This window comes from Streptomyces sp. DvalAA-14 (genome assembly GCF_900091855.1).
Classification (GTDB): Bacteria; Actinomycetota; Actinomycetes; order Streptomycetales; family Streptomycetaceae; genus Actinacidiphila.
Genome location: NZ_FMCH01000630.1, coordinates 1 through 8851, shown reverse-complemented (window position 1 = coordinate 8851; position 8851 = coordinate 1). Strand labels below are relative to the sequence as shown.

The 8851-nt window shown below is 73.1% G+C and carries 9 protein-coding genes; 6 read left to right on the top strand and 3 right to left on the bottom strand.

The window, feature by feature from the left end; all coding sequences use genetic code 11:
- Positions 1-548 precede the first annotated feature (548 nt).
- Together GA0115240_RS37755 and GA0115240_RS33555 are read left to right on the top strand one after the other, a co-directional pair.
- On the top strand, positions 549-968 hold the full coding sequence (locus GA0115240_RS37755; RefSeq protein ID WP_202451996.1) for a hypothetical protein: 420 nt from the start codon (positions 549-551) through the stop codon (positions 966-968).
- Between the two features lie 182 nt (positions 969-1150).
- Positions 1151-1801: a TetR/AcrR family transcriptional regulator gene (locus tag GA0115240_RS33555; protein ID WP_093742679.1), complete on the top strand. Its 651-nt coding sequence runs from the start codon at positions 1151-1153 to the stop codon at positions 1799-1801.
- A 12-nt stretch (positions 1802-1813) separates the two neighbouring features.
- On the opposite strand, the gene GA0115240_RS33550 is transcribed toward GA0115240_RS33555, so the two are convergent.
- Positions 1814-2584: a DUF6348 family protein gene (locus GA0115240_RS33550; RefSeq protein ID WP_141709063.1), complete on the bottom strand. Its 771-nt coding sequence runs from the start codon at positions 2582-2584 to the stop codon at positions 1814-1816.
- Positions 2585-2986: 402 nt separating this feature from the next.
- Here GA0115240_RS33550 and GA0115240_RS33545 point away from each other — a divergent pair, with 402 nt between their 5' ends.
- The 4 genes from GA0115240_RS33545 to GA0115240_RS33530 all read left to right on the top strand — a co-directional run bounded on the left by GA0115240_RS33545 (position 2987) and on the right by GA0115240_RS33530 (position 6120).
- Complete coding sequence (locus GA0115240_RS33545) at positions 2987-3436, top strand: hypothetical protein (RefSeq protein ID WP_176725247.1); 450 nt, start codon at positions 2987-2989, stop codon at positions 3434-3436.
- Positions 3437-3534: 98 nt separating this feature from the next.
- A complete protein-coding gene (locus GA0115240_RS33540) occupies positions 3535-4317 on the top strand; it encodes a DUF899 family protein (protein ID WP_093742675.1) in 783 nt (260 codons plus the stop codon).
- Between the two features lie 262 nt (positions 4318-4579).
- Positions 4580-5620 (top strand): hypothetical protein, encoded by a 1041-nt coding sequence (locus GA0115240_RS33535; RefSeq protein ID WP_093742674.1) that lies wholly within the window; start codon positions 4580-4582, stop codon positions 5618-5620.
- A gap of 239 nt (positions 5621-5859) precedes the next feature.
- Positions 5860-6120 (top strand): hypothetical protein, encoded by a 261-nt coding sequence (locus tag GA0115240_RS33530; RefSeq protein WP_093742672.1) that lies wholly within the window; start codon positions 5860-5862, stop codon positions 6118-6120.
- A 63-nt stretch (positions 6121-6183) separates the two neighbouring features.
- On the opposite strand, the gene GA0115240_RS33525 is transcribed toward GA0115240_RS33530, so the two are convergent.
- Positions 6184-6762, bottom strand: a complete 579-nt coding sequence (locus GA0115240_RS33525; protein ID WP_141709062.1) for a hypothetical protein — start codon at positions 6760-6762, stop codon at positions 6184-6186.
- Positions 6763-6812: 50 nt separating this feature from the next.
- The gene (locus tag GA0115240_RS33520) at positions 6813-8750 is read right to left on the bottom strand and encodes an FUSC family protein (RefSeq protein ID WP_093742680.1); all 1938 of its coding nucleotides are present in this window, start codon (positions 8748-8750) and stop codon (positions 6813-6815) included.
- Positions 8751-8851: the final 101 nt, after the last annotated feature.

The window sequence follows — 8851 nt, the reverse complement described above, 5'->3', positions numbered from 1 at the left end:
TTCCCCAGTCCTCACGATGCCCCGGCCGGTCCGGCGAGGTCTTTCTGCCCAGCCGACGCGTCGTGCGACCGTACGCGTCGGTCGGATGGACGTTCGCCGGCGCCGGAACGATCTCGGGCAACGGGGACTGTGACGTCTTCATGACAAACCCCCGCCTGGTCCGCCGGCAGGTGGTGCGGCGGCAAGGCGACCCCGACGAGCAGGGGCGGAGATCAGTTGTGCGTGCCGGCCGATGGGCCGGCGAGGCGGTGCGTCGGAGCTTGGTCTCGTCCTCACTGCCGGCACGGCGGTCATGACGACGATCTTGAGCTCGGAGTCGCCCTCGCGAGGATCGGTCGGCGATGTGCCGTCTCGGCATGAACATCGGGGCCCCCGACGGGAGTCGAGGGTTTTCCCCAATGCTCCCCCGCCGCTCCCCGAGCACTGTGGACGGGTCGGACGCGACGGCCGACCGGACGCACGGACGGGAGATCCACGATGGAGTTCGAACCCGGCATGCCCCAGGTGCCGCCCGGGCCCGGCTCCCTCGTCGGGGGGCCGCGGTGAACATGACGGCCTACACCCCCGACGGGGCGGTCCTGCTCCCCTTCCGTGCGTGTCGCCCGGCCGAATCCGTCGACCCGGGCAGTGGAGTTCGGCACGAGCCGAGCCGTCGCAGAGCGGCCCAAGCGGCCGCCGAGCAGCTGGACGGGCCCGGACTGCGCACCGGCAAGCGCGACAACCCGACCAAGCGGCGCCTCGAAGCCCTCGCGCAGTTCTTCCAGGTGCCGCCCGCGTACTTCTTCGACGACGAGCAGAGCGCCAAGCTCGACGAGGAGATCGCGCTGCCCGGCGCGCTGCGGGAGGCGGGCGTCCGGTCCATCGCCCTGCGCACGGTCAACCTCTCCGTCGACGGCCAGGCCGTCATCAGCGACATGGTCGAGGCCATCGCCCGCCGCGAGAAACCCGGCGCCGGCCCGGACAGTTGAGCCCCCGCCCCGGCCCGGGGCCGGGACCGCATCCCACCGGCCACGGCGCGTCGGGTCAGCAGGGCGACACTTCGGGGTCAACGACGCGCAGGCCCCAGGCATCCAGCGTGCCGTCGCCGAATTCGGCCAGGAACTGAACAGCCCTCGGAACGCAACCGTTCCGTCGTGGCTATGCTCGGCGTATGGAGCCCAAGCCCCCTCGCCCGCCCGCCGGCGCCGCCGTTCTCCGTGCGGGGGTGACGGACGCCATTCGCGCGGCGGTCTTCGAAGAACTCGCCGCGGTGGGCTACGGGCGCATGTCGATCGAGAACATCGCCCGCCGGGCCGGGGTGGGGAAAGCCGCGATCTACCGCCGCTGGCCCTCCAAGCTCCCCATCGTGCTGGAGGTGGTGTCCGCGCTGGCGGTCCCTGGCCTGCCCACCCCGGACACGGGGACGCTGCTGGGCGACCTGAGGGAGCTGCTGGAGGCCACCGCGCGGGTGCTGCGGCACCCACTGGCCGCTCAGATCATTCCGGATCTGCTGGCCGAGGCCGCCCGCAATCCGGACCTCGCGCTCGCGGTGCGCGCCGCCGTACGCGATACCCAGCGCGCCGTCGCGGCGGTTGTGGTCTCCCACGCGGTGGAACGCGGCGAACTACCGCCCGCCACCGACGTGGACCTCGCTCTCGACCTCGCCACCGGACCCCTCTACTGGCGGCTGACGACGGTCCGCACCGCGCCGCCTCCCGGCTACCTCGACGCGCTCGCGGCCGCCACCGCGGCCGCCCTGGGCGCCGCCGGCTTTCCCGGCGGCGAGCACTCGACCGGGCCGGCTCCGCATCCGTCCACCTGATCCCGCGTCCGTCTACCTGATGACGCCCTTCATGGGCGGGTACAGCGGCCCGGTGCCGTCCTCCCGCACAGGGAGCAGCAGGGCGTAGGAGCGGACCATGGTGAAGGCCGTGGGTTCGGGCAGGCCCATGGCCACCAGGGCCGCGGAGGCCGCTTCGTGGCGTTCCCCGTTGACACGGATCTCCGCCTGCACCTTGCCGGGTTGCCCACCGTAGAAGATCTTGATGCCGTTGAAGTACGGCGAGTCCAGGTCCGCGGCGAATGTGTCCGCGATGTGGTGCAGTACGTTCGCGTCGACCAGGGACTTCTGCAGTCGGCGGCTCTCCGCGACATCGGCGCCGAGACCGACGGCCCCGGAGGCGATGCAGTGCCAGTCGGGGACCCCGCGTTCGTCGTCCGGGCCGGCATGGTCGGCGAAGTGCCGGCGCCGGTCGAGGAGTTCGAGCATGCAGGCGCCGGCGGTCTCCACCCATGTGCGGGCCGCCGTGGGCGCGTCGTCCCCGATCGCCACGACGCAGTCGATGAAGCACGGCACGTCGGGCTGAAGACTCGTGTCCGGCAGCGCGACCAGGTCGTAGTGGCGGGGGCCGCCGTGCATCCGCGGCGCCACACCGACCGCCCACCCCTGCGGGCTGCTCAAGGAGTTGCCTTTGAGCTCGCTCCCCTCGGTCACACCCGGCGCGTACCTTTCCAGGCCGGCCCGGACCAGGGCGAGGAATTCCAGGTCCGGCAGGCGTCCGGACGGCGGATCGGCGTCATGCGCACGGCGACGTATCCAAGGCATGGAACGGATCTTAGAACGTGATCACGAGCCGGTGGCCCGCGGCCGGTGTCAACGGCCAGGCGTCCGGGCGGAACCCGGGGGGCGGCGGGTGCGTCGAAACGGCATCGCATCGGCGCCGGGGGGAGGCGGACGGCCGTCTCGCCGCCGCGCGCCGAGGAGGAGAATCCCTTGAACGCCATGCGCCGCTCAGCCGCTCTCGTCGCCTGTACGGCAGCCGCCGCGGCCGCCTTGACCGCGGGGTGCGCGGATCCCGCGCCGCAGCACCCTCCGGCCCGAATCGGCGCCGCCGCGCACACCTTCCCGGCCGCTTCCCCGCCGGACACCGCGGCCGCCGTCCCGTCCGCCGCCGCCTCCGCGGCTTCCTGTCCGTCCGGCGACACGTGGCAGAACAAACCGAGGCCGGTGAAGAACACCCCCCAGGCGCAGGCCCTCGCCATGGCGCTCGACCCGCACGCGTACCCCGGGTATGCCGCCACGTACGGCAGTCTGCTGATCGACTACCCGGTCGGCCGCGTCGCGCTGTGCTTCACCGACCCGGCCGCCGGTCACCGGATGGCGCGGGAGGCCAAGAGGGCCCACCCCGGCATCGACCTCGGCCGCCTGGACGTCTACCGCTGCGCCTACTCCGAGCGCGCCCTGGTGAAGGTGGTGGACACGATGAGCGGGGAAGCCACCGTCGCCGGCTTCCCCCTCTACACCGTGGGGCCCGCCACCGACGCCTCGGGCATCGACATCACCACCACCGCCGAGGGCGCCCGGTCCGCCGCCCTGCACGACGACTTGAGCGCCCTGTCGGGCGGCGTCCCGGTCCACGTCACGGAAGGCGGCCGGCCGGAGTTGACGTCGTCCTGACCTTTGCGATGAGTTCCGGCCCGGTCGCGGGTCTGTTGTGGTGGCCGCCGTGAGGATGTCGTACGACGGTCACCGCACGAGACACCTCGGAGGACACCATGACGCACACACCCGACGACCCCGCCGGCACGCCGCCCGGCCGCCCGCCCGTTGTCGACCTGGCCACCTGGCAGACCCTGCGTGACGAGCTACTGGTCCGCGAGAAGGCCCACACCCGTGAGGGCGACGCGCTCGCCGCGGCCCGCCGCCGGCTGCCGATGGTGGAGTTCGACGGGACGGTCGAGGTCGTCGGACCCGACGGGCCGGTCCCGTTCCTGGACCTGTTCCAGGGCCGCGACGAACTCGTGGTCTACAAGCACATGTGGCACGACGGCGCGCCGCACCAGGGGCAGTGCGAGGGCTGCACCACCACGGCCTGGCACCTGAAGGACGCCGTCTACCTCAACGCGCGCGGTGTCTCGTTCGCGATGCTGACCACGGGCCGTTGGGACGAAGTGGCGCCCTACGTTGAGTTCATGGGCTACACGCAGCCCTGGTACTCGGTGCGCGACGTGGACGCGCCGGTCGGCGGGGGCATGGGTTACCTCACCAGCTTCCTGCGCGACGGCGACCGCTCGTTCCTCACCTACGCCACGACGGGCCGCGGCAACGAGCCGGTCAACGGGTCCTTCGGCCTGCTCGACATGACGCCCTACGGCCGCGGCGAGGCATGGGAGGACAACCCCGAAGGCCGGCCGGCAGGGAACGAGGCCTGCTGGTACTGGCGCTCGGACGCCGACGGCAACGCCACCTGGGGCCCGACCAGCCGGCCCGTACCGCAGTGGACCCGCCCCGGCGCGACCCCCGTCGAGACCCTCGGCAGGCACGACCACCACCACTGACGCGCCGGCGTCGGCGACTTCGCCGGTGCCGGTCGGTGCCGGGTGGGTGCCGGTCGGTGCCGGGTGGGTGCCGGTCGGTGCCGGCGAAGTCGGGGCTCGGCGACACATACGGCAATCATCCCATCCTGCAAAATGCATCAATTCTGGCTATTTATTCGGTTGCTCCGCAAAGTGCTATGAGTCCGGCGTAATGGGCCGTTCGGGTGGGAACTCTACGTCATGGAATGACTACATTCCGTGACATCGAGAGTGAGGGACCACCATGCCCGTCTCCACCACTCCGGGCACCGCCTGGGGTACATGGATCAACCTGGAGGGCGGCATCTTCGCCGAACCCGCCCCCGTGCTCAACGCCGACAACCGCGTCCAGGTCTTCGTCCTGGGCGGCTCGAACACCTTGTGGAGCCGCTGGGAGCAGCGCGACGCGAACCGGAGCTGGGGGCCCTGGTACCAGCACCAGGGCGTGGCGATCGCCGGCGTGCCCAGCCCGGTGCGCGGCAAGGACGGCAAGATCCGCGTGTTCTACCGCACCACCGCCGGGCACCTCCAGGTCATCACGCAGACCGCGCCGAACGCCGGCTTCGGCACGCCGCAGCAGATCGTGACCAACATCGGCGGCGACCCGGCCGCCGCGCTCAACGCCGACGGCCGCATCCAGGTCTTCTTCCGCGGCACCGACGGCAGCTTGTGGCACACCCGCAACCAGGGCCTGCTCTACGAGGCCTACACCAGTCCCGTCTCGCTGGGCGGTACGATCTACGCCACCCCGTCGCCCGTCCTGGACGGGTCGGGCCGCATCGTGGTGGCCGTCCAGGGCGGCAGCGAAACCCTCTGGACGATCCAGCAGCGGATCCCGAACGGCGTCGACGACTGGAAGCCCTACAACCAGGAGACCACCGGCGTGACCAGCCGGCCCTCCGTGGTCCTGGACGCCGCGGCCCGCGCGCAGATCCTGTACCGCGGCTCGGACGGCTCGGCCTGGCTCGTCGGCCAGAACGACGACTACGGGACCTTCCGGACCTCGGCGTCCCTGGGCGGCCAGATCATCGACCGGCCCACCGCCGCGATCGGCCTGGACGGGCGGGTGAACGTATTCGTCAAGGGCACCGACAAAGCCCTGTGGGTCGCCGTCCAGGCCGCCGAGAACGACCCCACCTACCAGGACTTCCAGTCCCTGGGCGGTGTCATCGGCGACGTGAACGTCAGCCCCGCCATCGCCAACCAGGAGGCCCTGCTGTACGTCTTCACCCAGGGCTCCGGCAGCGCGCGCAACCTCTGGCTGCAACGCCAGACCTGGGCCTGACCACCCGCGCCCGCGGCCGCCTCGCCCGCGGTGCGCCGCCGTCGGCCGGATCGCCGCAGACGAACCTCAGCAGTATCCGGCCGCCGGCCAGTGCGCATCCGCTCGGCCCGGCGACCGCGGGAAGGGAAGGACGCGCATGCTGACCGCCCATCAGCCGGCGATGGGCGAATCCACCTCAATGGCTGCCTGGGCGCCGCGCGCCGGGGAACCGTGGTGGGGGCGGCGCGCGTTGGGAGGGCATGGCGTCCAAGCGGCTCAGCCCGCTGACCTACGCGGCCGTCGTCGCGGCCGCGCCCGTTCTGCTGCTCGCCGGCGACCCGCTGGCGCGGGCCGCTCTGCGCCGCGCGCGGGCGACGGCGACTCCGCACCCCGGCGGCGGATTCGTCACGGTGCACAGCGGCCCCCGGGGCCCGCTCGATGCCCATGCGTTCTTCGTCAACCCGCTGGCGATCGCCCTCGCCGCTCCGAGCCGCTGGGTCGGCGACCGCCTGCGCCGCTGAGTTCGCCGCGACGCCCCCGCCGGCCCGGCCGAAGCGGCCCCGCCCACTCCTGCGGCGGGTCCTTCACAGCGGGCGGCCCCGCATCACGGACCCGGGCCCGATCTGCTGCTTCGCCACGCCGCGAAGCAGCAGAGCCCTGCGCTCGCCCCCCGCGACGCGGGCGAACTCCAGCCACACCTGCGGCACGACCAGGAGCCGCTCGCGCGACTGGAGTTCCGCCGGCCCCCCGTTCCGATCGATCTCCCCGGTGAGATCACCGAAGACCCCCACTCCCCGGCCGGTGATCCCGAAGGACTCCGTGACGCGGAACGTCCAGGGCCGTTCCGCTCGGATCGCGGTCCCGAGGATCTCGACATCGGCGACCGGCCGCAGTCCTTCGGTGATGATCAGGCGAGTGCCCGGCCCGCACGCGGACGGCCTCGTCCCGCCGTTCGGCCAGCGTGCGTGCACCGCCCCCTCGCCGAGCCCGATCCCCGGCCCGGCCGGAACGTCGTCGAAGCTGATGCTCCACGGAGCCTCGCCCGTCCCGGACGTGGCAGCGGCCGTCGGTGTATAGCGACCGCCCGGATGCGGTTCGGCGCGCCCGCCCTCGGACGCGGTGAACCAGCGCATCCAGCCGCTCAGTTCGACTTCGCGTTCCACACCGACATCATCGCCCATCTGGCCCATCACTCCCAGGCGCCCAGGATGGATCAGCCGCCCGGGCCGGTCGAGGCGATGGCGTGCGCCGCCTCCACCTCCTGCCACAGGTCGGCGAGTGCGCCCTGCTCCGCTCCCCCACCAGGGCCCGGCGCCGGGCCGGGGGCGGGCGGCTGCGGCGTTCTCACCTGAGCCGCCAGCCGGCGCAGTTGCGCTTCGATCTCGGCCACCTCCGCGAGGTCGGGCGCCGGGGCTCCGTAGGTGACCCGGACCCGCGCGGCTGTCGTCGCGTCGACGATCCGTTCGACGGCCACGACCAGCGGCAGCCAGGCGGTGGCCCGCGGTCCGGTGGGCGGCGGTTCGGCCAGGGCCCGTTGGAACTCGGAGCGGACCACGGACAGCGCGCGGTAGACGCGCCGCCGCATCCGCGCCCGGGCGGCCTCGGCGTCGTCGCTCAGCACGCCGGGGCCGAAGGCGCTGAGCAGGTACTCGGCCGCGTCGTCCACCGTGTCGGCGAGGCGGTCGCCGATGCGCGCGCGCCAGCTCTCCGGCCACAGCAGGTATCCCACGACCAGGACGATGCCGCAGCCGATCAGGCTGTCGATGAAGCGCTGGAGCACCAGGTCGACGCCCTGGTGGCTGAGGAGGTCGGTGAGCAGCAGGACCACCGGGGTGATGGACGCCGTCTGGAAGCCGTAGCCCTTCGCCGACACCGCGGGGACGAGTCCGGCGAGTACGGCCATCACCGGCACGTCCCACCAGCCCCGGGCGACGTTCGACACGACGGCGGCCGCGACGACCAGCCCCAGCACGGTGCCGATCGCCCGGGTCACGGCCCGGGAGAAGACCGAACCGAAATCGGGTTTGAGGACGTAGGTGACAGTGACGGCGATCCAGTACGAACGCGGGAGCGCCGCGACCGACACCAGGGTCTGCGCGATACCGATGCACAGCGCCAGGCGCACGCCGTACCGCCACGAGGCCTCCGAGAGCAGGACGTCGGCGGCGGCGCGGCGGGCGCGGAGCCGCAGGGCGGTGGGTCGGCCGAGGAGGTCGGCGGCGTCGTCCGACAGCGGGGAGTTCTCGCCGACGACCTTCGCGGCGTGGCGCAGCGCGGTGTTGACGGCGCGTTCGGCGGGGGTGCCGGCGACGGGCAGGGGGCCCGGACGCCGGGCGCCCCGCCCCTCGGCGATCGCGCCCGCCAGGTCTCTGACCATGGCGGGAACCGCGGGATCGGCGCCGCGGTCCAGCAGCCGCGCGGCTGCCGCCGCCTCCACGACGGGGGTGACCGCGTTGAGCTGGGCCAGGAGCCGCAGGCGCGGGCTGCGGTCGCCGATGTCCCGGACCCGGCGGGAGAGGATGCCGTCGTACGCCTGGTTCATCGACATCGTGACGGCATGCCGCCGCACGTCGTAGTCCTCCTTGCCGGCCGCCTCCAGCAGGTCCGCCACCGCCCGGTAGCTGCGGGCCACCGCGTCGCGTTCCGGCGCGCCCCGCCGCAGCGGCCAGCCGGCCAGCGTCAGGGCGAGGACGAACGCCCCGCCGAGCGCGAACAGCAGCGGCGCCGTCCACCGGGGTTCGGGAAACGCGACGCCGGCGCCCAGCACCGTGTTGAGCAGGAGCAGCAGCCCGCAGTAGGAGGCCACCGAGCCGATCGAGGAGATCATCCCCGACACCAGGGCGACCAGCGTCAGCGTCAGCACCGCCACCCAGCCCCGGTCGCGGACCAGGATGCCCAGGGCGACTCCGGCCACGCCGAAGGGTTGCGGAACGGCGATGTTCACCACCCGCAGCCGGTAGGGGTCCGCGCTGTCGCACAGCACCGCGAAGACAGCGCCGATGTCCACCAGGACGGCGTATTCGAGCCGGCCGGCGGCGATGCCCACCGCCAGCGGTGCGCCCAGTGCCACCGCGGCGCGGGCGACAGCGGCCCAGGGAACGGGGGCCGGCCGGGGACGGACCGTGTCGAGCAGCCATCGCGGCGGCAGCATCCGTGCGGCGGCCCCGCTCCGTGTCCGGCGGCGGCCGTGCTGGGAACCGGCGGGATCGCCCATGGCCCCACCTTGCCGCACCGCGGGTACGGCGGCCCCGT